The 20,196-nt window shown below is 62.1% G+C and carries 21 protein-coding genes and 3 pseudogenes; 10 read left to right on the forward strand and 14 right to left on the reverse strand.

Annotated elements, in window-relative coordinates:
* Window positions 1-4: 4 nt before the first annotated feature.
* From AC0L3I_RS17435 to ccoN, 6 genes are read right to left on the reverse strand one after another with little or no spacing between them, the layout of a single operon-like run.
* Entirely contained in the window at window positions 5-823 is an 819-nt protein-coding gene (locus tag AC0L3I_RS17435; RefSeq protein WP_473527703.1) for a DUF2189 domain-containing protein, read from the reverse strand.
* Window positions 824-834: 11 nt separating this feature from the next.
* Complete coding sequence (locus AC0L3I_RS17440; RefSeq protein WP_123148492.1) at window positions 835-1,023, reverse strand: hypothetical protein; 189 nt, start codon at window positions 1,021-1,023, stop codon at window positions 835-837.
* Window positions 1,020-1,901 (reverse strand): cytochrome-c oxidase, cbb3-type subunit III, encoded by an 882-nt coding sequence (gene ccoP, locus AC0L3I_RS17445; RefSeq protein WP_258117717.1) that lies wholly within the window; start codon window positions 1,899-1,901, stop codon window positions 1,020-1,022. The genes AC0L3I_RS17440 and ccoP overlap by 4 nt, the downstream gene beginning before the upstream one ends.
* A complete protein-coding gene (locus tag AC0L3I_RS17450; protein WP_123148490.1) occupies window positions 1,892-2,062 on the reverse strand; it encodes a cbb3-type cytochrome c oxidase subunit 3 in 171 nt (56 codons plus the stop codon). Before AC0L3I_RS17450 ends, ccoP begins: the two co-directional genes overlap by 10 nt.
* Before the next feature lie 16 nt (window positions 2,063-2,078).
* Window positions 2,079-2,831 carry a cytochrome-c oxidase, cbb3-type subunit II gene (gene ccoO / locus AC0L3I_RS17455; RefSeq protein WP_123148489.1) on the reverse strand — a complete coding sequence of 251 codons (753 nt, stop codon included), beginning with the start codon at window positions 2,829-2,831 and terminating at the stop codon, window positions 2,079-2,081.
* Window positions 2,832-2,834: 3 nt separating this feature from the next.
* A complete protein-coding gene (ccoN, locus tag AC0L3I_RS17460) occupies window positions 2,835-4,472 on the reverse strand; it encodes a cytochrome-c oxidase, cbb3-type subunit I (RefSeq protein ID WP_473527764.1) in 1,638 nt (545 codons plus the stop codon).
* 444 nt (window positions 4,473-4,916) lie between these two features.
* On the opposite strand from ccoN, the pseudogene AC0L3I_RS17465 reads away from it, so the two are divergent.
* Window positions 4,917-5,092 (forward strand): annotated as a pseudogene (locus AC0L3I_RS17465) (IS5/IS1182 family transposase); the annotation flags it as partial.
* Window positions 5,093-5,097: 5 nt separating this feature from the next.
* Window positions 5,098-5,226, forward strand: a pseudogene (locus AC0L3I_RS17470) (DUF6665 family protein); the annotation flags it as partial.
* A 197-nt stretch (window positions 5,227-5,423) separates the two neighbouring features.
* On the opposite strand, the gene AC0L3I_RS17475 reads toward AC0L3I_RS17470, so the two are convergent.
* Complete coding sequence (locus AC0L3I_RS17475; protein WP_473527704.1) at window positions 5,424-6,107, reverse strand: DUF1326 domain-containing protein; 684 nt, start codon at window positions 6,105-6,107, stop codon at window positions 5,424-5,426.
* Window positions 6,108-6,284: 177 nt separating this feature from the next.
* Here AC0L3I_RS17475 and AC0L3I_RS17480 point away from each other — a divergent pair, with 177 nt between their 5' ends.
* Window positions 6,285-7,001 (forward strand): winged helix-turn-helix transcriptional regulator, encoded by a 717-nt coding sequence (locus AC0L3I_RS17480; RefSeq protein WP_473527705.1) that lies wholly within the window; start codon window positions 6,285-6,287, stop codon window positions 6,999-7,001.
* A gap of 447 nt (window positions 7,002-7,448) precedes the next feature.
* Here AC0L3I_RS17480 and AC0L3I_RS17485 read toward each other — a convergent pair whose 3' ends face one another.
* A complete protein-coding gene (locus AC0L3I_RS17485) occupies window positions 7,449-7,805 on the reverse strand; it encodes a cupin domain-containing protein (RefSeq protein WP_473527765.1) in 357 nt (118 codons plus the stop codon).
* Between the two features lie 302 nt (window positions 7,806-8,107).
* On the opposite strand from AC0L3I_RS17485, the gene petA reads away from it, so the two are divergent.
* The 5 genes and pseudogenes from petA to AC0L3I_RS17510 all read left to right on the forward strand — a co-directional run bounded on the left by petA (window position 8,108) and on the right by AC0L3I_RS17510 (window position 12,934).
* A complete protein-coding gene (petA, locus tag AC0L3I_RS17490; RefSeq protein WP_473490014.1) occupies window positions 8,108-8,668 on the forward strand; it encodes a ubiquinol-cytochrome c reductase iron-sulfur subunit in 561 nt (186 codons plus the stop codon).
* Window positions 8,669-8,685: 17 nt separating this feature from the next.
* On the forward strand, window positions 8,686-9,984 hold the full coding sequence (locus AC0L3I_RS17495) for a cytochrome b (protein WP_473490013.1): 1,299 nt from the start codon (window positions 8,686-8,688) through the stop codon (window positions 9,982-9,984).
* Between the two features lie 89 nt (window positions 9,985-10,073).
* Window positions 10,074-10,946 carry a cytochrome c1 gene (locus AC0L3I_RS17500; RefSeq protein ID WP_473527706.1) on the forward strand — a complete coding sequence of 291 codons (873 nt, stop codon included), beginning with the start codon at window positions 10,074-10,076 and terminating at the stop codon, window positions 10,944-10,946.
* Between the two features lie 202 nt (window positions 10,947-11,148).
* The gene (locus tag AC0L3I_RS17505; protein ID WP_095491616.1) at window positions 11,149-11,694 is read left to right on the forward strand and encodes an adenine phosphoribosyltransferase; all 546 of its coding nucleotides are present in this window, start codon (window positions 11,149-11,151) and stop codon (window positions 11,692-11,694) included.
* A 300-nt stretch (window positions 11,695-11,994) separates the two neighbouring features.
* Window positions 11,995-12,934 (forward strand): annotated as a pseudogene (locus AC0L3I_RS17510) (IS110 family RNA-guided transposase).
* Window positions 12,935-13,005: 71 nt separating this feature from the next.
* Here AC0L3I_RS17510 and AC0L3I_RS17515 read toward each other — a convergent pair.
* The 6 genes from AC0L3I_RS17515 to AC0L3I_RS17540 all read right to left on the reverse strand — a co-directional run bounded on the left by AC0L3I_RS17515 (window position 13,006) and on the right by AC0L3I_RS17540 (window position 17,911).
* Window positions 13,006-13,476, reverse strand: coding sequence for a MaoC family dehydratase (locus tag AC0L3I_RS17515; protein ID WP_473527707.1), 471 nt, complete (start codon window positions 13,474-13,476; stop codon window positions 13,006-13,008).
* The gene (locus AC0L3I_RS17520; RefSeq protein WP_473527708.1) at window positions 13,473-13,943 is read right to left on the reverse strand and encodes a MaoC family dehydratase; all 471 of its coding nucleotides are present in this window, start codon (window positions 13,941-13,943) and stop codon (window positions 13,473-13,475) included. The genes AC0L3I_RS17515 and AC0L3I_RS17520 overlap by 4 nt, the downstream gene beginning before the upstream one ends.
* A gap of 178 nt (window positions 13,944-14,121) precedes the next feature.
* A complete protein-coding gene (corA, locus tag AC0L3I_RS17525; protein ID WP_473527709.1) occupies window positions 14,122-15,096 on the reverse strand; it encodes a magnesium/cobalt transporter CorA in 975 nt (324 codons plus the stop codon).
* A 223-nt stretch (window positions 15,097-15,319) separates the two neighbouring features.
* Window positions 15,320-16,423 carry a redox-regulated ATPase YchF gene (gene ychF / locus AC0L3I_RS17530; protein WP_473527710.1) on the reverse strand — a complete coding sequence of 368 codons (1,104 nt, stop codon included), beginning with the start codon at window positions 16,421-16,423 and terminating at the stop codon, window positions 15,320-15,322.
* A 97-nt stretch (window positions 16,424-16,520) separates the two neighbouring features.
* On the reverse strand, window positions 16,521-17,246 hold the full coding sequence (gene pth / locus AC0L3I_RS17535) for an aminoacyl-tRNA hydrolase (RefSeq protein WP_473527711.1): 726 nt from the start codon (window positions 17,244-17,246) through the stop codon (window positions 16,521-16,523).
* A 23-nt stretch (window positions 17,247-17,269) separates the two neighbouring features.
* Window positions 17,270-17,911, reverse strand: a complete 642-nt coding sequence (locus AC0L3I_RS17540) for a 50S ribosomal protein L25/general stress protein Ctc (protein ID WP_473527712.1) — start codon at window positions 17,909-17,911, stop codon at window positions 17,270-17,272.
* A gap of 412 nt (window positions 17,912-18,323) precedes the next feature.
* Here AC0L3I_RS17540 and AC0L3I_RS17545 point away from each other — a divergent pair, with 412 nt between their 5' ends.
* The gene (locus AC0L3I_RS17545) at window positions 18,324-19,328 is read left to right on the forward strand and encodes a LacI family DNA-binding transcriptional regulator (protein WP_473527766.1); all 1,005 of its coding nucleotides are present in this window, start codon (window positions 18,324-18,326) and stop codon (window positions 19,326-19,328) included.
* Window positions 19,329-19,403: 75 nt separating this feature from the next.
* On the forward strand, window positions 19,404-20,195 hold the full coding sequence (locus AC0L3I_RS17550) for a 3-methyl-2-oxobutanoate hydroxymethyltransferase (protein WP_473527713.1): 792 nt from the start codon (window positions 19,404-19,406) through the stop codon (window positions 20,193-20,195).
* Window position 20,196: the final 1 nt, after the last annotated feature.

The following is a 20,196-nucleotide window of genomic DNA, read 5'->3' on the forward strand; positions in this document are numbered from 1 at the left end:
GGTCTCACCCCTCTGGACGTGCGACCGCCCTGTACGCATGCCAGGTTGCGTGCCCCAGCAGAGGAAAGATGACGATCATCCCGATAAGCCCTGTGACCACGCAGACTGCGAAGAGCAGGAGCACCAAGGCGCCCCAGGCCAGCATCGGCGGAAGGTTGTTCCACACCAGTTTCGCGCTGACAGCCATAGCCGTCAGCGCGTCCACGCGCCGGTCGAGCAGCATCGGCACTGCAAAGACGCTGATGGCGAAAGCGAAGGCCGCGAAGAGGCCTCCTATCGCCGTCCCGATCGCAATCATCGCCCACCCATATGCGGTGCCGAAGAGCACTCCGACTATGCGGTCGAATCCGGGAAAGGGCGTCACGCCGAAGAAGAGCGCCCAGAGGAGCACCGCCGCACGCGTCCACAGAAGCAGGAGCAAACACAGTAGTAGGCCCGTGAAGAAGACCTGTGCGCCGCCGGTGGGGCGCACCAGGAGCATCGAGGCGAGGCCGATGGCGCGTCCTTCCTCTATTGCCCGGCTCTTTTCATACAGGCCTAGCGCCAAAAAGGGGGCCACGATCATGAACCCGGCAAGCGCCGGAAACAGAATGTAGTCACGACCGAATCCGACAAGCGTCCAAACGAAGGCGACGGACAGGAGAAAGACGACAATCCCATAGGCCAGGCTCGACGCGGGCCGGATCCAGAAATCCCGCCAGCCCGCAGAGAGCCAGCGGAGTCCCTCGAAAAGCGGCAGTCCCCGGTCGAGGCGCCGGTCGCGCGTTTCGCCAATGCCCGAGGTCTCGCTGAGCAGCCAATACGACTTGTCGGTCTCGCTCATCTCACTCCTCCTCAGCACGCTGACTTCGCCGCGCGGTAGCCTTCGCCTTCGCCCCCGGCCTTCAAGTGCTCCACGCAGTCCGGTTGCGACTGAACCGCCACATAGACAAGGTGCGCGTTCGCCCCGGCAAAAATCAGCAACCCGGCTGGAACCAGCACCCAGGCTATCCATGCTTTGCTGTGGGATATCTTTGTGGTCATGGCTGCTGCGTTCCAAGATCGTGGACATAGAGCGCGAGCGTCTTGATCTCGGCCGTCGTCAGCCTCTCGTCCCAGGTCGGCATGTGACCCTGCCGTCCGCCGTGCACGGACGCGATGATCGTGTCCAGATCTTCACCATAAATCCAGTGCGAGTCCGTGAGATTTGGAGCGCCGACATCCCGCTTCCCCTTGGCATTCTCCTCGTGGCAGGTCGCGCAGGTCGTGACGAATACCTCCCGCCCTGCTTCTATCTGCTTGATGTTTTCATGGGTAGAGTAGTCGGGGTGCGTCAGCGAATAGACGTAGGCGGCCACGGTCCGGACCTGTTCGCGGTCGAGCATCTCATCGCGCCCGAAAGCCGGCATCTGTCCGATCCGGCTTTCCGGGTGCCGCGTGTTGATGCCCACGCGCATCGTCTGCTCGATGAGTTCGGGGCCGCCGCCCCACAGCCAATCGTCGTCCGTAAGGTCGGGATAGTTCGCTCCGCCTTTGCCGTCCCTGCCGTGGCATGCCGCGCAGTTGTCGCCGAACAGCTGCCGTCCGGTGCTGCGAACCGTTTGCATCAGCGCCTCGTCGGCGAGGATCACATCGTAGCCTTCCGTCTCGATGCGATTCATCCAGTTCACCCGATCGCGCCGCGCCTCGACGAGGCGCGCCTCGACCGTCTGTCTTTGGTCAATTCCGAGAAGGCCCCTCGTATAGGTCGTTCCCAGCGGCCAGGATGGAACGAGAAACCACCAGGCGATCGCCCAGACGTGGGTTACGATCAGGAACATGAGCACGCCGCGCGGGACCGGCGTATCCAACTCCTTGATGCCGTTCCACTCGTGACCGGTGGTCTCGCGGCCGGTGACGGGGTCGCGTTCATTCACTTCCATGGCTTGTCGTCCTCGTCGAGGATGCTGTGCTTGGCCCTGTCGAAACGCTTCCTGTTCGAAGGCCAGAAGGTATAGACGAGCACGCCGAGTGCGAACGCGATCAGGTAAAAAAGGCCCCAACTCTTCGAGAATGCGACAACGGCGTTATAATCCAGGTCCATCCGATAGCCTCCGCCATTAGCCTTCCGGGTCCGGCTCTTCTTCAGGGGCCGCGGTATTCCCGTACGCTGCTGCCGTCAGTCGCCCCAGGACCTGGAGATAGGCCACCAGTGCGTCCATCTCGGTGACGTCGGTCGTCACTCCGTCGAACGCGCTTACCTGGGTCTCCTCGCCGTAACGCTCAGTGACGCCTGCGGCGAAGTCCGTGTCCGGAGTCGCCTGGCCATAGGCGTCGCGCGCCGCGTTCTCCAGCATCTCGTCCGTGTAGGGTACGCCGAGCGCCCGCTGCGCCGCCAGGTGCAAGGGCAGGTCTTCAATCTTCAGAGACGTACGGGCCAACCAGCGGTAGGCGGGCATGTTCGACTCCGGGACCACGTCACGAGGGTTCGTCAGGTGCGCGACGTGCCAGAAGTCGGAATACTTGCCGCCGACACGGGCGAGATCCGGTCCCGTCCGCTTGGACCCCCAGAGCATCGGGCGGTCATACCGGGACTCTACGGCGAGCGAGTAGGGCCCATAGCGCTCCACCTCGTCCCGGAGTGTCCGGATCATCTGGCTATGGCAGGCGTAGCAGCCCTCGCGGATATAGATGTTGCGCCCGGCGAGCTCCAGCGGGGTGTACATCCGCATGTCCGGAGCTTCTTCCACCGTCTCATCGATGGTGAACAGGGGCGCGATCTCGACGATGCCGCCGACACTCGCCGCCGCGATGATTGCGATAACGAACCAGATGGCAGAACGCTCGAGCTTGCGGTGGAAGAGTTCAGGCATCCGTCATTCCCCCGGAATGGTCGCCGGGACTACGGGCACGTCTGCTTCGCGCGGCGCAGCGAGCGGCGCGGATTGGACCGTCATCCACATATTATAGCAGCCCACTACCGCGCCCAGCAGGAAGAGCAGCCCACCGAAGGCGCGGGCGATGTAATAGGGGTACATCGCCACCAGCGAGTCGACGAAGGAATAGGCGAGCGCGCCGTCTTCCGTGTAGGTCCGCCACATCAGCCCCTGGATGATGCCTGAATTCCACATCGCGAAGGCGTAAATCAGCGTTCCGGCAATCGCCAGCCAGAAGTGCACCTCGACGAGGGTCTCCGAGTACATGCGCTCGCGCTTCCAGAGGCTGGGCACGAGCGTATAAAGCGAGCCGAAGGTGATCAGCGCGACCCAGCCAAGGGCGCCTGCGTGAACGTGCCCGACGGTCCAGTCGGTATAGTGAGACAGCGAGTTCACCGGCCGGATGGCGAGGAACGAGCCCTCGAAGGTCGAAAGGCCATAGAATACCACGGCGGCCATCATGAAGCGCAGCGTAACGTCGTCGCGCACCTTGTGCCATGCGCCATTGAGGGTCAGAAGCGCGTTGCCTGCTGAAGCCCAGGACGGCACGAGCAGCATCACCGAGAACGTCATGCCGAGCGTCTGCACCCAGTGCGGAAGCGCGGTGTAGTGCAGGTGGTGCGAACCCGCCCACATGTAGAAGAAGGTGATGCCCCAGAAGCTCAGGATCGACAGGCGATAGGAGAAGATCGGTCGCTGCGCCCTGACGGGCAGGTAGTAGTAGAGCATGCCGAGGAAGCCCGCAGTCAGGAAGAAGGCGACCGCGTTGTGGCCATACCACCACTGGACCATCGCATCCTGGACGCCCGGCCAGATCGTGTAGCTCTTGGCGTGCCCCCATGAGACGGGAACGGCGAGGTTGTTCACGATGTGGAGGATCGCGACGACCAGGATGAACGCCATGAAGTACCAGTTGGCGACGTAGATGTGCGGCTCCTTCCGTCGCGCGATCGTAGCGATGTAGAGGATGAAGTAGGTCACCCACACGATCACCAGCCACAAGTCGGCATACCACTCGGCTTCCGCGTATTCCTTCGACTGGGTCACGCCTAGCAGATAGCCGGAAATGGCCAGAACGCAGAACAGATTGAAGCCGAGAAGCACGAACCACGGGCTGATCTGCCCAGCAAGCCGTGCACGAGACGTGCGCTGGACGACGTGGAACGAGGTCGCGATTAAGGCATTTCCGCCGAACCCGAAGATGACGCCGGAGGTGTGCGCAGGCCTCAGCCGCCCGAAGCTGGACCACGCCGCATCGAAGGCAAGGTCGGGCCACGCGAGCTGTGCGGCCACCCAAACGCCCATGAACATGCCGAATACAGCCCAGGCCATCGAAAGCACAATGCCGACTTTGATCGGATCGTCGTAATACGACGCCTCCCGGTCCTCCGTCGGCTCCGGCTCGTAGAACGAGGACAGCACTCCGTAGAGCAATCCGCCTGCGAACAGCATTACGATAACGCCCTGGACACCAAGCGTGTCCGAACGTCCCAGGGCTGCCATCGCCGCTCCAGCGATCACCACGGCGAGCGCGATAGCTGCGCCGCGCTGGCGTTCCGAGGACGTAAGCTGCCGGATCATGTCCGCTCCTCTGCCTTCACGCACAGGACCATCACGGACCAAAACTGCGTAAGATGGGGAGCAGTTTCATGAGTACGGCCCTACGGCATCGGCTAAGGTACAGCCGTTCAACGAAGATGGAAATGCCTTTAGCGCTTCTTGCCAAATCTTTCGTTTGTGGCCGCGGGGAACTTGATGTGTGCTCATCGTTCAGCGTGCAACAGAAATTTGTCTTCTTTTGCCTTGCCACCGCGTTTCACGTCTTCGGGTCTTGCTCGCGCTTTGTCGTTTTGGGCTACGATTGGGAAAGTCATCGCGCAGTTATCCGCCAGTGATCATGGCTCAAGGGTGCTTTCGATGCTCAATTGGCGGTTTTCAATCGACCGGCTGATGAGGGCCGCTCTGGGTCCAGGCTGTGTAAAAACGCTTTTTTATGATAGGTTTAGGTCGGTTGGAGGAGAGCCGGACTTTGAGACGATCGCTAACTTCCGGCGTGACAACGGAGCCGCGATCAGAGCGGTGTGCGGGCAGTTCGTCGAACTGTGCCGCCGGTTGAAGCTCTTCACGCGTGCCATTGAGCGATCGACGGCAGCAAGTTCAAAGCGGTGAACAACCGCGACAAGAACTTCACCGTGGCCTAAGTCGGCAAGCGGCCGAGGCCGTGCATGGCTATTTCATCCAGCGCGAATTGTGCGGCTTGCGCAAGCACGACGCAGTGATCCGGGAATACAACATCCCCCAGGCCATGCTGGCCAGGCTCGGTGCGAAATAGATATGAGCTTTCAATAGGTTGTCCATCCGGTCCCGGGCGAGGAAGCTGAGGTTGCGAGATTTCAGTGATTCCTCGGAGGACCGGATGAACATGCACAAGAATGGCCGTCTGGCGCCTCGGTCTCAATCGGATCGCTTCGTTGGAGCCGGCCGAACCGGTGCTCGTGATGCACTGCCGTCATTCACCAAAACCCGGACTTATGCACCAAGCCACGCTGTGAGCCTTGATCTTTCGCGCACCAGGCCATCCTGATTGAAGTGGTGAATACAAAAGTGCGCCCAAGTACCTTCGAACACCATCTCCATATCGCCAGTGACCGATGTGCTGCCTAGTCCGAGTTCCGCGTAGGTAAACTCGAAGCTGCCGCTCGGACGGGCAATCGCAATATGAAACGGTTCACCATTGAACTCGTTGATCTTCGGACTCGCCCTGCTCTTGAGTATGCCAGGTATTTCGACCCTGGCGGTGCGACCTTCCAGGTCGGCCACCAGCTCGATCGGCAAGAACAAAGTCTCGCAAAACTCGGAACAGGTCGACGCGAAAACAGAGAAGAAATTGCTCAATGGCTTGCAGGCCCTGCCTGAGATTATTGTTTCTAAGGCGCTCCGCTGTGCTTCGTCCGCTCGTTCATCTATGACGATCTGACGTTTGCCGTTTCCGTCTTTGATTTCTCCAGGCCATTTGTAGAGCCCCGCCCAGTTCAATCCTGTAAGCGGCGTCTCGTTGAAATAGCCTTCGGCAATGTGGCCAATGAAGGCCGACTGACAATAGCCGTGGGTGCTCGGCAGATTGAACTGGCAACCGCAATTGATCTCGCAATTGCAGTTATCATAGGTTTCGCTTTTCAATACCCATTGGTCCGCCATTCTTTTGTGAGCCATGTATTCCTCCCTAGCTCAGCTTTTTAGAGCGCCGATGTTGGCGCAACCATCACGAAGATGGCACAAGGGAGGAGGCGAGCTCTAGTTCAGGAATTGAAGTGTCCCGGTATAGAATCTGAACTAGCCAGAAACTGCAATCTGCCGTAGCGTCAGGTGAACCTAGGGAGGAGGTTCACCATGACACAAGCCAGCTATGGACAGTTCTGTCCGGTGGCCTTGGCTGCCGAGGTGCTGTGCACGCGCTGGACGGTGGTGCTCCTGCGCGAACTGGTGGCCGGCTCGACCCGCTTCAACGATCTGCGCCGCGGCGTGCCGCTCATGTCGCCAGCGCTTCTAGTCAAGCGGCTGCGTGATTTCGAGGAGGCCGGCATCGTCCATCGTGTTGCTTCGCGGACCGAGCCGGGAATTCTGGAGTATCAACTAACGCCTGCCGGACAGGACTTAAAGCCGGTGGTCGAGGCGATCGGCAAATGGGGCCAGCGCTGGTTCGAGGCCGATGTCTCGCTGCAACATCTCGATCCGTCGCTGTTGATGTGGGATATGCACCGCAATCTTGACCCCTCACCGTTGCCGCCGCGGCGCTGCGTGATTCGTTTCCTGTACCCCGAACTGCCGGCCGCTCGCCGGCAGTGGTGGCTTCTCATCGAGCCCGGCGCTGAGGTGGATCTCTGCTCGGTGGATCTCTGCTCGGTCGATCCCGGCTTCGATGTCGACCTTTACGTCACCACCGACCTGCGCACCATGACCGCGATCTGGATGGGGCTGACGACCGTCCGTAAGGCGATGAGCGAGGGAAAGCTCCTGCTCACCGGCGATCGTCAGGTCGCCAGTCACATGCAGACCTGGCTCGGCCTGAGCCCCTTCGCGACGGAAAAGAAGCTGGTTTCTGCGTAGCGTGCAGCCTATCGCTGTGGCGCCCGTGTCAGGGAATGGGCCTTTGGCAGCCTGCTTAAGAAGTCGAGACCGTTTGCGTCAGTCGGGGAATGACTGTTTCGGGCGGCCGGATCGACTCACAAACGTCTGAACCAGGTCATTGGCGCTGATTCCTTTGAAAGTCGGCTATAGAGAGAAATGCGGAAGAGCGCTGAGAATGTCCGCTCAGGGTCCGACTTCGGCCATTTGCCGAACGTCCGCTAGACTAAGGAGGAGCGCTGCGAATATCTGGAAGTGTGAGCACACGCGCCGTCGGAGGGCTGGTGGATTAAGGTCTCCTTCCCGCCCAAAGCGGTTGCCTAACCTCGGGCACCAAGCGTCAGATTTTACCACTAGTTTGACCATGATCTTTTCCGAAAACCGGTTTCCACTTTTCGCTAATGCGGACCTTCGGTTCAGGATCATGGCCTATTCCAGCCATTCGGTGATGAAGCTGCCGTTTTCGTGGATGTCGGTGGTCTCCAGCGGACCTGGGCCGAGATTGGTGAATTTGTGCGGCGTGTTCGGCGGCACGATCAGGATCTGGCCGGCCGACGCCTCGATCTGCCGATCGCCGACGGTGAACAGGCCGGTGCCAGTGCGGATGATGAAAACCTCGCAATAGGGATGCGTGTGCAGCCGCGGGCCGCCGCCGATCTCCGGCAGATAGTTGAAGATCAGGCAGCTTCTGGAGCCGTAGGCACCGCACTGCAGTTCGCCCTGCCAATGGTCGGGGCAGCGATCGGGCGTCCTGGCCCATTTGTCGCGGTCGATGACATGCGCCATGAGCCGAGGATAGACCGAGGCTGGGTCTCCTGTCGAGGCAAACACCGGCGCCGGTTTTGTCATTGTTTTCCTGTGGTTTCGCCGTCTTCGCCACCATGCCGCCCGACGCCGAATTGCGTCCCCGCGACAATCTGCCCTTGTGCCTTCACCCGTCTGGACAAAAACGGGCTTCACGCATAAACCGAAGGCCAATTGCCGGAGGAATTCGCTAGCCTGTTCGCCATGCGCTGTCGGGTTGGCGTGAAAGAGCGGGGAACAAGCCTCGGCCACCGGCACGGAAGAGGCGAAAGGATCAGGCACCCGTGAGCGCAACCGACATCCAGGATCCCAACCGTCGTGATTTTCTCTATGTCGCCACGGGCATGGCCGCGGTGGTCGGCGCGGGTGCCGTCGCTTGGCCGTTCATCGACCAGATGCGCCCGGATGCCTCGACGCTGGCGCTGGCCTCGGTCGAGGTCGACGTCTCCTCGCTGACGCCGGGAATGTCGCTTGTCGTGAAATGGCGCGGCAAGCCGGTGGTGGTGCGCAACCGCACTGAACAAGAGATGAAGGATGGCGAGGCGGTCAATCTGGCCCAGCTCAAGGATCCGCTCGCCCGCAATGCCAATTTGCCGGCCGATGCGCCGGCGACGGACGCCAACCGCACCATGCCGGGCAAGGAGGCCTGGATGGTGATGGTCCAGGTCTGCACCCATCTCGGCTGCATACCGCTCGGCCAGGAAGGCGAGTTCGGCGGCTGGTTCTGCCCGTGCCACGGTTCGGTATACGACACCGCCGGCCGCGTCCGCGGCGGGCCGGCGCCGGAGAACATGTCGGTGCCGGTGTTCCAGTTCATTTCCGACACCAAGATCCGTATCGGCTGAGGCTAAGGGATATTTCGATGAGCGAGGGACACTCGACCTATACGCCCAAGACCGGTATCGGACGCTGGTTCGACGCCCGCATGCCGCTGCCGCGGCTGGTCTATGACAGCTTCGTCGCCTATCCGGTGCCGCGCAACCTCAATTATGCGTGGACCTTCGGCGGCATCCTGGCGACCATGCTGGCGGCGCAGATTCTGACCGGCATCGTGCTGGCCATGCACTATGCGGCGGACAGCACTCTCGCCTTCGATTCGGTCGAGAAGATCATGCGCGACGTGAATTCGGGCTGGCTGTTGCGCTACCTGCATTCGAACGGCGCGTCGTTCTTCTTCGTCGCCGTCTACATCCACATCTTCCGCGGCCTCTACTACGGTTCCTACAAGGCGCCGCGCGAGCTTCTGTGGATCCTCGGCTGCATCATCTACCTCCTGATGATGGCGACAGGTTTCATGGGCTATGTGCTGCCCTGGGGGCAGATGTCGTTCTGGGGCGCGACCGTCATCACCGGCTTCTTCAGCGCCATTCCGCTGGTCGGCGAATGGATCCAGCAGCTTCTGCTCGGCGGCTTCGCTGTCGACAACCCGACGCTTAACCGATTCTTTTCATTGCACTATCTTCTGCCGTTCATGATCGCCGGCGTCGTCGTCCTGCATATATGGGCGCTGCATGTGGTCGGCCAGTCGAACCCGACCGGCATCGAGGTCAAGTCGAAGACCGACACCGTCGCCTTCACCCCTTACGCGACCATCAAGGACGCGTTCGGGATGCTCGTTTTCCTGTTCATCTTCGCCTACTTCGTCTTCTACCTGCCGAACTTTCTCGGCCACCCGGACAACTACACAGTCGCCGACCCGCTGAAGACGCCTGCCCATATCGTGCCGGAATGGTACTTCCTGCCGTTCTACGCGATCCTGCGTGCCATCACCTTCAATATCGGGCCGATCAACTCCAAGCTCGGTGGCGTGCTCGCGATGTTCGGCTCCATCGCCATGCTGTTCCTGGTGCCGTGGCTCGACACCTCGAAGGTGCGCTCGGCGGTCTACCGGCCTTGGTACAAGCTGTTCTTCTGGCTGTTCGTGATCGATGCCGTCCTGCTTGGCTGGCTGGGTTCGCAGCCGGCCGAAGGCAGCTATGTCTTCATGGCGCAGATGGCGACATTGTTCTACTTCGCCTTCTTCCTGGTCGCGCTGCCCGTGCTTGGCCTGATCGAGACCCCGCGGCGGTTGCCGAATTCGATCACCGAGGCGGTGCTCGAGAAGAACAAGGGTGGCGGGCATCCGGCTCGCGCGACAGCCGCAGCGGAAACCAAGGGCTGAGCATGATCCCGAAAAGTGGAGACCGGTTTTCGGAAAAGATCATGCTCGAGACGACGACGGCGCGGCAGAGAATCTCAAGGGGATTTGGCATGAAGAAGATTCTCACCTCGCTGGCGCTGCTCAGCCTTGTGTTGGCAGGCACTGCGGCCGCGACCACCGGGGCGATCGCCCAGGAGGAGGCGCATAACGAAGCCCAGCCGACGCATTTCCCGATACACGAGCCGAAGGAGATGGACTGGAGCTTCGCCGGGCCGTTCGGCACCTACGACAAGGCGCAGTTGCAGCGCGGGCTGAAGGTCTACAAGGAAGTCTGCGCGGCCTGCCATTCGATGAAATTGGTGGCGTTCCGCACACTGGAAGACCTTGGCTATTCGGAAGCGCAGGTCAAGGCGCTAGCCGCCGAGTACACGATCAATGATGGTCCCAACGATGCCGGCGACATGTTCGATCGTCCCGGCATACCGTCCGACCATTTCCCGGCGCCGTTCCCCAACGATCAGGCAGCAGCGGCCGCCAATGGCGGGGCTGCCCCGCCCGACATGTCGCTGCTGGCCAAGGCGCGCGGCGTCACGCGCGGTTTTCCGCGCTTCGTCTTCGACATCTTCACGCAATACGCCCAGGGCGGTCCCGACTATATCCACTCGCTGCTGACCGGCTATGACGAGCAGCCGCCGGCGGGTATGGAGATACCGGAAGGCACGCACTACAATCCGTACTTCATAGCCGGCGTGTCGCTGAAGATGCCCAACCCGCTCTCCGACGATCAGGTGACCTATGATGACGGCTCGCCGCAGACGGTCGACCAGTATTCCCGCGACGTGTCGGCCTTCCTGATGTGGGCAGCCGAGCCGCATCTGGAAGCCCGCAAGAAGACCGGCTTTCGCGTGCTGGTCTTCCTGTTGCTGTTCGGTGCGTTGGTCTATCTGACAAAGCGCAAGGTGTGGGCCGGCGTGGCGCACTGAGTTACGCAAAGCCACGACATCGAAAGGGCGCTGAAAGGCGCCCTTTTTGTATTCCGAAGGCGGCCGGCTCAGTCTTTTGCCGGACAATTTTCTTCCAGGCGCCACATCGCGGTAGCCGTCGCCGGCCGCGCCGGGTTACGATCGGCCAGAGTTCCTTTTCATGTCTTCAAGTCGAATCGGACGAATGCCCGGAGAGCCGCCCATGAAACCTTCGCTCGAAGACACGCTGCTTGCCGCGATCCGCACCATTCCGGATTATCCCAAGCCGGGCATCCTGTTTCGCGACATCACCACGCTGCTAAGCAATGCGCGCGCCTTCCGCCGCGCCATCGACGAGCTGGTGCATCCCTATGCCGGCCAGAAAGTTGACAAGATCGCCGGCATCGAGGCGCGCGGCTTCATCCTTGGCGGCGCCGTCGCCCATCAACTCTCGGCCGGCTTCGTGCCGATCCGCAAGAAGGGCAAGCTGCCTTACGAGACGGTGCGCGTCGCCTACAGCCTCGAATACGGGCTGGACGAGATGGAGATGCACAGGGACGGCGTGTCTCCGGGCGAAAAGGTGATCCTGGTCGACGACCTGATCGCCACCGGCGGCACGGCGGCGGCGGCGGTCCAGCTGTTGCGCCAGATCGGCGCCGACATCCTCGCCGCCTGCTTCGTCATCGACCTGCCGGACCTCGGCGGCCGCGACAAGCTCGAAGCACTCGGCGTGCCGGTCAGGACGCTGATCGGGTTTGAAGGGCATTGATACGCTTTTTCCTTCTCCCCTTGTGGGAGAAGGTGGATCGGCGCGCAGCGCCGAGACGGAAGAGGGGTGTTGCACGGAGTGCCGCAGTGCCAGGCTGGAAAACCCCTTGTATCTGCACGGAAGGTTTTTTGTGCGATGGAAGCGACTGTGCCTCGGGTCGGATGGCCATCCGGCCCGAGGCACGGCGAAGTCGCCCGTTACCCCTCCGGTTACAACCGTGGATGAGCTTGGGATCTTCGCCAACGTCACGCACGACCGAATAGTCGCTTGGCTCCAATCGTACGCACAAGGCAGGTTACCGTGAACAAGACCATCTGTGGAATAGATATTTCGAAGGACTGGCTCGACGCCCATGTCGTGCCGAGCGGCGCGTGGGGCCGTTTCGGCAATGACGCGGCAGGCATAGCCGAGCTTGCCGCCTTTCTGTCGGTCTCACGGCGTCGAGCTCGTGGTCATGGAGGCGAGCGGCGGCTACGAGCGTCTTGCCTACCTGCTTCTGTGGGAGATGGATCAGCCCTGCGGCATCGTCAACGCGCGCAGCGTGCGCCGCTTCGCCGAGGCGATGGGCTATCTGGAGAAGACCGACAGGATCGACGCCGCCGTCATTGCCCATTATGCGCAGGTCAAACGGCTGCAGCCGACGCCGCCGCCGAGTGCGGCCCAGCAGCGGCTCAAGGCGCTGGTCGCCCGGCTTTGCCAGGTGACGGACGATCTCACCGTTCAGAAGCAGCGCAAGAGCGCTGCCGCCGATGCCGAGACCATTGCCAGCCTCGATGAGGTCATTGCCGTGCTCAAGCGCCAGGGCCGCCGGCTCGAGGGCGAGATCGCCTCGCTGATCGACGACGATCCACTGTGGGCATGCCTCGACCAGGCCTTCCGCTCGCTCAAGGGCGTGGCCTCCCGCACCGTGGCGCGGCTGATGGCCGAACTGCCTGAGATCGGCCTGCTCTCCAACAAGGCCATCGCCAAGCTGGCCGGCCTGGCGCCGATCGCCAACGACAGCGGCAAGCGCAGTGGCCGAAGGCCGGTGCGGGGCGGGCGCGCAGCACCGCGCTCCATCCTCTTCCTCATTGCCCGCATCGTTGCCCGCTACGATCCTCACCTCGGCGCCTTCCACCAACGGTTGCAGGCCGCCGGAAAGGAAAAGATGGTCATCCGCATCGCACTCGCCAGAAAGCTGCTCGTCATTCTCAATGCAAAAGCACGCGATGCGCGCAAAGAGTTCGCTAATGCAACTTGACATCAGAGATAGTCGCTCATCCGACCGAGCTTCGCTCGGCCACCTTCTCCCACAGGGGGAGAAGGAAGAAACTACCCCATCTTCACCAGCACGGCGCTTTCGAACTCGATGACCTTGTCGCCGGTCGAATCGAAGGCTTCCGAGCGCAGCGTCAGCAGCCGCCAGCCTGGCCGTGACATGATGGGGCGGTGGGCAAGCGCGGTGCGGGTGAAGGTTACGGTTTCTCCGGCATAGACGGGCTTCAGCCATTTGAGGTTCTTGAAACCGGGCGAGGGGCCGAATTCGGGCGCGGGTCCAGCGCCGACCCAGCGGGTGCCCCCGGCCTCCACGCCGGTCTCGAGGTTCAATTTCATCCAGGTTGCAGCTGTGTGCCAGCCCGACGCGCACAGGCCGCCGAACACGCTCTTCTTCGCCGCCTCTTCGTCGAGATGGAATATCTGCGGATCGTATTTCCTGGCGAACGCCTTGATCGCCTTGGGCTCGAATGTATGCGACCCGAGGGTGACGGTGATGCCGATGCAAAAGAACTCGTCCAATGTCATGAGCGGCCCTGTGCGGCATCACGGGCGAGGAACATGACGGTGTTCTCGAGTTCGAAGACGCCTTCGCCACGCTGGTTGAAAAGCTCGCTGCGCATGGTGACGAGGCCGAGCTGGGGCTTGGACCTGGACACGCGCTTGGCAAGGACGGTGGTGTTGCCGCTCAAGATGTCGCCGGCCAGCACCGGCTTCTTCCACCGGACCTGGTCAACGCCGGGGGCGCCTTGCGAGGTCGAGTCCAGCAGGAAGGCATCGCACAGCATGCGCATGAACATCGCGCAGGTGTGCCAGCCGGAGGCCGCCAGCCCGCCAAGGATGCTGGCCCTGCCTGCTGCCTCGTCGAGATGCATCGGCTGCGCATCGAACTCCTGCGCGAATTCGATGATCTCGGCCGCGCTCACCAGCTTCGTGCCGAGGTCGAGCGAGGCGCCCTCGACGAAATCCTCATAGGCCCAAGTCTTTCCGGTCATGGTCTGGAATTCTTTCCGGTCATGGTCTGGAATCCGGTTCAAGTTTGTACGATCGTCGCGGATCGGGGTTCCCGGATGCAGGCGGGGCGGGATTTGGTCAAGTCATTTCTGATGCGCCAGGCCATCGCGCCCAACGCGACAGCCAACGCAACAGCCAACGCGATAGAAGCTCCGAAGCCTACAACCAGCCGCGGCGGCGGAAATACCAGAAGGGCAGTATCGCCGAGAGGATCATCAAGCCAATGGCGAAAGGATAGCCGAAGTTCCAGGTCAGTTCGGGCATGACATTGAAATTCATGCCGTAGATCGAGGCGACCAGCGTCGGCGGCAGGAAGATGACCGCGGCGACAGAGAAGATCTTGATGATGGCGTTCTGCTCGATCGAGATCATGCCGAGTGTCGCGTCGAGCAGGAAGTTGATCTTCTGCGACAGGAAGGTGGCGTGGTCGGCGAGCGACAGCACATCGCGCGACAAGGTCTTGATACGGGCGCGGATATCCTTGCTCATCTTGGTCTGGGTCGAGGCGTGGGTGAGGAAGCCGGCGAGCCTCTGCAGCGAGATCAGGCTGTCGCGGATCGAGGAGGCGATGTCCTCCTTGCGGCCGATGGCCTTCAGCAATTCCTGAAAATCGCGGTTGCGCTTGGACGCCTTGGCCGAGCTTGCCTGGAAGATGTCGCGTGAGATCGTCTCGATGTCGCGGCCGGCGCGTTCCAGAATGTCGGCGAGGCGGTCGACGATCGCCTCCAGCAAGCCGATCAGGATGGTGTCGCCGCTGGTGCAGCCGGTCGCCACTTTCTCGGCACGCTGCGGAAAAGTCTTGAAAGCCTTCGGTTCGTGGTAGCGCACGGTGATCAGCCTGTTGCCGGCCAGCACGAAGGTGACCGGCGACATCAAGGGATCGTCGGCCTCGGTCTGGGCGGGCAGAATGGCGGTCATGAAATAGGCGCCGTCCTCGACATAGAGGCGGCTCGAAATCTCGATCTCCTCCATCTCTTCGCGCGTCGGAATGGCAACACCGAGCCAGGCCTCGATGGCGGCTTCCTCTTCCTTTGTCGGGCTCACAAGGTCGGCCCAGACGACCTGGTCGCTGTTTGCCAAGAGATCGTCGGCAAGGCGCAGGCGATCATTGTCCACGACGAATGCCTTGATCATCGCAGGGTCTCCCTTGCTGAGGCCAAAAGGATGGGTTCGAACGGACGCGTCGTTTCGGATTGCACCGGACGGGCGCTTTCGACGAAAGCGCGGGGCCGGGTGCAGACGCCCCTTAGACCGGGCATTGCGGGCAGTCAAGCCGCGCGGAAAGGGCTCGTGCGGCGTGCACGAGGCTGTGATCGCGCCGGCGGCCATGATGGCTGCCGGCGCGCCGTCGGTCAGCTCAGGTGTTGAACTTGAACAGCATGATGTCGCCGTCCTGGACGACATACTCCTTGCCTTCGTCGCGCGCCTTGCCGGCTTCCTTGGCCGCCACTTCGCCGCCCAGCGTGACGAAGTCGTTGTAGGCGATGGTCTGGGCGCGGATGAAGCCGCGCTCGAAATCGGTGTGGATGACGCCTGCCGCCTGCGGTGCCTTGGCGCCCTTGTGCACGGTCCAGGCGCGTGTCTCCTTCGGCCCGACGGTGAAATAGGTGATGAGCTGCAGCAGCTCGTATCCGGCGCGGATCACTTTGTTCAGGCCAGGTTCCTCGAGGCCCAGCGTCGCCAGGAATTCCATTTCCTCGTCGTCGCTGAGCTGCGCGACCTCGGCTTCGATCGCCGCCGAAATCACCACGGTGCGGGCGCCTTGCGCGGCAGCCATCTGCTCGACCGCTTTGGTGTGCGCGTTGCCGGCCGCGGCGTCGGCCTCGGCGACATTGCAGACATAGAGCACGGGGTGCGACGTCAGCAGGTTCAACCCCTGCAGGATGCGCAGATCCTCCGTGGAGATACCTTTGAGCAGGATGCGAGCGGGCTTGCCGGCCTGCAGGAGTTCAAGAGCTGCTTCCATCATCGGAAGCACGGTCAGCGCCTCCTTGTCCTTGCCGGAAGCGCGCTTGCGGAACTGCACGATGCGGCGCTCGAGGCTGTCGAGGTCGGCGAGCATCAGCTCGGTCTCGACGGTCTCGGCGTCGGCGACAGGATCGATGCGGCCCTCGACATGGGTGATGTCGTCATCCTCGAAGCAACGCAGCACATGGACGATGGCGTCGACCTCGCGGATATTGGCCAGGAACTGGTTGCCCAGACCTTCGCCCTTCGAGGCGCCGCGCACCAGGCCGGCGATGTCGACGAACGAGATGCGGGTCGGAATGATCTCCTTCGACTTGCCGATCGCCGCGATCTTTTGCAGGCGCGGGTCGGGCACCGCCACTTCGCCGGTGTTCGGTTCGATGGTGCAGAACGGATAGTTGGCGGCCTGCGCCGCCGCCGTCCTGGTCAGCGCGTTGAAAAGCGTCGACTTGCCGACGTTGGGCAAGCCAACGATGCCGCATTTGAAACCCATTTTTATCCGGTCCTATCGGGAAATCGAAATTTGATGAGGGCTATGGGCGAAAGCGCCGACGATCGTCAACCCCTTCGGCCCCGATCCGTGGCGAGGCTCATTCCTTGCCCCCAAACAGCTTTTTCAGCATGGCGGCCATCGGACCGGTTTCGGGCAGCTTGACCGCCGGCTGCTGCGGCCGCGCCTGACGGACGTGGCTTTGTGTTTTTGGCGCCTTGGGTGGCGGGCGGTCGTCGTCGCCCGTCGGCGTGAGCTTGTCGCGCAAGGCCAGCGTCACGCGATTCATGAAGGAATTGTCGTCGCCCTTGGCAAGCAGTCCGGCAGCGTCGGCGATGGTGTCGAGCAGCACGTTCAGCCACTCGCGGTCGCTTTTGGCGAAATCGCCAAGCACATGGCCATGCACCATTTCCTTGGCGCCGGGGTGGCCGACGCCAATGCGCACACGGCGGAAATCCTTTCCAATATGCTGGTCGAGCGAGCGGATACCATTGTGGCCACCGGAACCGCCGCCGACCTTGATCCGCACCTTGCCGGCGGCAAGGTCGATCTCGTCATAAAAGACGGTCAGCGCCGAGGGGGTGAGCTTGTAAAAGCGCAGGGCTTCGCCGACCGACTGCCCGGACAGATTCACGAAGGTCTGCGGCTTGATCAGGACGACCTTTTTGCCGCCAAGCGTGCCTTCGGCGATCAGGCCCTGAAACTTTTTCGACCAGGGCGAAAAGGAATGGCGGCGGGCGATTGCGTCCGCCGCCATGAAGCCGACATTGTGCCGGTTGTTGGCGTATTTCGCGCCCGGATTGCCGAGGCCTGCAAACAGCAGCATCGTCACCTCCGGGCGGAAACGGATTACTTCTCTTCGGCGGCAGGAGCCGCTTCAGGCTCAGCCGTTTCGACCGTCTCTTCCTCCGCCTCCGGCTTCATCGCCGCGGAGCCGGCAATGGTTGCGACGGTGAAGTCGCGGTCGGAGATCACCGGCTTGACGCCGGCCGGCAGCTTGACCGCCGAGATGTGGATCGAATCGCCGATATCGGTGCCGGTGAGATCGACGGTGATGAATTCCGGGATCGCATTGGCCGGGCAGTGGAACTCGACCTCGTGACGCACGATGTTGAGCACGCCGCCGCGCTTGATGCCGGGCGACTTGTCCTCATTGATGAAGTGGACCGGCACGTCGACATTGACTTCGGTGTCCTTGCCGATGCGCAGGAAGTCGACATGGACAGGGAAATCCTTGACCGGGTCGAGCTGGAAGTCCTTGGGCAGGACCTGGATCTTCTTGCCGTCGACATCGATCATGGCGATCGTGGTCAGGAACCCGCCGCCATGGATCTTGTAGTAGATGTCCTTGTAGGTCAGCGCAATCGCCAGGGGAGGCTGCTTGTCGCCGTAGATTACTGCAGGCACTTTACCGTTGCGGCGAACTGCACGGGCGGACCCCTTACCGACCTGTTCGCGCGCTTCGGCCTTGAGCTCGTAAGTATCGCTCATGGCATTTCCTTTCGCGTTGTTCTGGAGCGTTCGCGGCCGGCGAGGTGCCTGGGCCGTAAACGTCGAAAGCCGTCATGGCCTTACATGATCTGGTCCAAAATCTTTTTGGGATCACGTGAGGCCGGACAGCCTTCCGCCGCGTTGCCTCCAAGGGTGTCTACGCGGGTGGCGGCTCTATAGCGGAAGGTGGGGCGGGGTGCAAGCCAAAGGCGGGCATTGCAATGTCTGCCTTTGGCCCAGGAGCCGACATTGTCACTCCGAAAGCCCTGAAGCAACCGACTGCCGGACAGCCGGTGCATTCGATTGCGAACATCGCCGGATGGGGCCTTTTGGGAGAGTCCGAAGATGATCTATCCTTGGAAAAGCGGATGCGGCTGGCCAGGCACCAATATCGTAACAGCGGAGAACCAAGATTCCGAAGCCCACTTTCCTTGAGATAGCCCACCGCGCCGGGGTCGGCACAGCGACGGTCGAACGCGTGCTGAACGGCAGGGGCGGTGTCAGGCCCGCAACCGTCGAAAAGGTCGTCGCCGCCGCGCGCTCGCTCGACTATCCGCGCCGCCTGCCGGAAGCCCATCGGGGAGTGATCAGGATCGAGGTTATCCTGGTCCGCCCGGATGCCACCTTCTTTGCCCGCCTGTCCCGCGCCTTCGAGCGCATCGCCGCCACATTGGATCGGACAATCGCCGTACACCGGACATTTCTCGATGAGGCAAATCCCGCGGCCATCGCGCAGCGGATACTCGATCCCGACATGCGCCGTGCCGCCCTGATCCTGGCGGTTCCCGACCATCCGCTCGTCGGTGCGGCACTCAGGCGGCTGGAGGCGGAGAAGATCCCGACGGTGCAGATCGTCACGCAGATTTCGGGCACCAGCGGCGAGTATGTCGGCATCGACAATTATGCGGCTGGGCGCATGGCCGGGCTGCTGATGTCGCGCATGCAAAGGCGGCCGGGCAAGGTGGTGGTGATCTGCCATAGCCAGATCTACCGCGTGCACCGCGACCGCGTGCGCGGCTTCTTTGACTATCTGATGGAGGCCGGCGGCGAATCCGAACCGGTCGCGGCTCTGTTCGGCCATGACGAGGGCGACCGAAACGCCGGGCAACTGGTCGAGGCACTGACACGCTGGTCGGACCTTGCCGGGCTTTATAATGCCGGCGGCGCCAACGCCGCGCTGAACGACGTGCTAAGACGCCATCCGCGTGGCCGCGAGGTGTTCTTCGTCGGCCATGAACTCACCGAGCGCAGTGCCACTGCCCTTCGCCAGGGCACGATGGACGTGGTGCTCGACCAGGCGCCAGAGGCGCAGGCAAGACGCGCCATGGATCTGGCGCTGTCGAAATTGAACCTGCACGACCTACCGGTCGACAATCCGCCGATCCGCTTCGTCACTTTCACCGCCGAGAACGTTTGATCTGATTTGATCAAGGAATAAGCGGCCTTCCCGCCAGCCGCGATGTTATCCCCTCAGCAAACGGGAGGATGACAGGTGACCAGACGGCTGACGGCCTACGATCTGCAGAGCGCCAAGGGCACTCGCAAATGGCTGCAACTGCATGTCGATACGCCGGCCGAAGCGGCTGCGGCGGTTGCCTGCGACATCACCATCCTGTCCTGCGAGCCCGACCACAAACTCGAAGCCATCCGCGCCGCCGCACCTCACGCGTTCTTGTCGGTCGGCATGGCGCATGGCGCGGTTGCCTCGCCCGACGAAGCGGTACGTCTCGGCTTCGCGATGATGCGACGCGGCGCCGATGCTATCTACTGCTCGCATTCGCCGCGCTTCATCGAGGCGATGGCGGCGGAGGGCATTCCCGTCACCGGCCATGTCGGCCTGGTGCCGAACCGCGCCACCTGGACGAATTTTCGCGCTGTGGGCAGGACAGCCGAGGAGGCCCTCAAGGTCCTGCGCGCAACCAAGGATTTGGAGAATGCGGGCGCTGCCTGCATCGAGGTCGAGGTGGTGCCGGTGCGGTTGGCCGAGCACATCACCCGCTCGACGCCGCTGATCACCATGGGCATGGGCTGCGGCTCGGCTTGCGACACGCAATACCTGTTTTCCAGCGACGTGCTCGGCACCCACACCGGCCACTACCCCCGCCATGCCAAGCGTTATGCCGATTTCGTCACGCTGGAAGCCGAATTACAGGCAAAGCGCATCGCCGCTTTCCGTGCCTTCGCGACCGACGTGGCCGGTGGCACTTACCCCCAAGCAGGGCATCAGGTCGACATGGACGATGCCGTCTTCGACCGCTTCCTGACCCTCTCCCAAGCCTTGTGAG

It is taken from the genome of Mesorhizobium sp. WSM4840, from assembly GCF_055811755.1.

Bases quoted from the DNA above. Each gene is read 5' to 3' on its own strand.
- ychF (WP_473527710.1), bottom strand. From the start codon at position 16,423: ATGGGTTTCAAATGCGGCATCGTTGGCTTGCCCAACGTCGGCAAGTCG.
- ccoP (WP_258117717.1), bottom strand. From the start codon at position 1,901: ATGGAAGTGAATGAACGCGACCCCGTCACCGGCCGCGAGACCACCGGT.
- AC0L3I_RS17495 (WP_473490013.1), top strand. From the start codon at position 8,686: ATGAGCGAGGGACACTCGACCTATACGCCCAAGACCGGTATCGGACGC.
- AC0L3I_RS17515 (WP_473527707.1), bottom strand. From the start codon at position 13,476: ATGACATTGGACGAGTTCTTTTGCATCGGCATCACCGTCACCCTCGGG.
- AC0L3I_RS17475 (WP_473527704.1), bottom strand. From the start codon at position 6,107: ATGGCTCACAAAAGAATGGCGGACCAATGGGTATTGAAAAGCGAAACC.
- AC0L3I_RS17540 (WP_473527712.1), bottom strand. From the start codon at position 17,911: ATGAGCGATACTTACGAGCTCAAGGCCGAAGCGCGCGAACAGGTCGGT.
- corA (WP_473527709.1), bottom strand. From the start codon at position 15,096: ATGATCAAGGCATTCGTCGTGGACAATGATCGCCTGCGCCTTGCCGAC.
- AC0L3I_RS17480 (WP_473527705.1), top strand. From the start codon at position 6,285: ATGACACAAGCCAGCTATGGACAGTTCTGTCCGGTGGCCTTGGCTGCC.
- AC0L3I_RS17500 (WP_473527706.1), top strand. From the start codon at position 10,074: ATGAAGAAGATTCTCACCTCGCTGGCGCTGCTCAGCCTTGTGTTGGCA.
- AC0L3I_RS17485 (WP_473527765.1), bottom strand. From the start codon at position 7,805: ATGGCGCATGTCATCGACCGCGACAAATGGGCCAGGACGCCCGATCGC.
- AC0L3I_RS17435 (WP_473527703.1), bottom strand. From the start codon at position 823: ATGAGCGAGACCGACAAGTCGTATTGGCTGCTCAGCGAGACCTCGGGC.
- AC0L3I_RS17440 (WP_123148492.1), bottom strand. From the start codon at position 1,023: ATGACCACAAAGATATCCCACAGCAAAGCATGGATAGCCTGGGTGCTG.
- AC0L3I_RS17505 (WP_095491616.1), top strand. From the start codon at position 11,149: ATGAAACCTTCGCTCGAAGACACGCTGCTTGCCGCGATCCGCACCATT.
- ccoO (WP_123148489.1), bottom strand. From the start codon at position 2,831: ATGCCTGAACTCTTCCACCGCAAGCTCGAGCGTTCTGCCATCTGGTTC.
- AC0L3I_RS17520 (WP_473527708.1), bottom strand. From the start codon at position 13,943: ATGACCGGAAAGACTTGGGCCTATGAGGATTTCGTCGAGGGCGCCTCG.
- AC0L3I_RS17450 (WP_123148490.1), bottom strand. From the start codon at position 2,062: ATGGACCTGGATTATAACGCCGTTGTCGCATTCTCGAAGAGTTGGGGC.
- pth (WP_473527711.1), bottom strand. From the start codon at position 17,246: ATGCTGCTGTTTGCAGGCCTCGGCAATCCGGGCGCGAAATACGCCAAC.